Genomic DNA, 581 nt, shown 5'->3' with positions numbered 1-581 from the left:
CGCTGAGAGCTGCAAAAAATCACTTATTTCCGGATTTCAGTCAGAAATAAGTGATTTTCTGCATGGCTGCTACTGTCTGTTTCTCCCCTACTGCTTGTTTCAATCCACGCTCGGTATATTATCGAAGTTCGACTGCATCCTACATAGATGTGTTGTTGACCTCATGACAGTGGGGGATACCGATTACTCTCCGCCCATCACTGCCGTTAAGTTTGGTCTTGGCAATTCATCGCACCACCTTAGAGGATGGGAGAATCCTTGCTAATATTTGTTAAACAATAACCTTAACCGGACATTTCGCCGCGCACTTCCCGCAGTTGGTACACTTCTCATAGTCGATTACCGCCACATTATTATCCATGTGGATGGCATCGAACTCACACTGCTTCGTGCATAAGGTACAGGCGATACAGCCTGATTCACATTTTGCCTTTACATCTTTGCCCTTGTCATGGGAGCTGCACTGAACGAGGTGCTCCGCCGTATACGGCACGAGCTCGATCAAATGGTTCGGACAGGAGGCCACACATTTGCCGCAGGCCACACATTTCTCCTTATCGACAACAGCCACACCGTCAACC

General features: G+C 48.0%; 1 protein-coding gene. It reads right to left on the bottom strand.

Annotated features, from left to right (window positions below; translation table 11 throughout):
* Window positions 1-271 precede the first annotated feature (271 nt).
* Window positions 272-581 (bottom strand): 4Fe-4S binding protein (locus tag NE664_12850; protein ID MCQ4727523.1); only part of this gene is annotated, 310 nt, incomplete at its 5' end.

Origin of the sequence: Anaerotignum faecicola (assembly GCA_024460105.1) — a bacterium.
Classification (GTDB): Bacteria; Bacillota; Clostridia; order Lachnospirales; family Anaerotignaceae; genus JANFXS01.
Note: the sequence above shows the minus strand (reverse complement) of the source record. Positions and strands in the feature narration are given on the sequence as shown.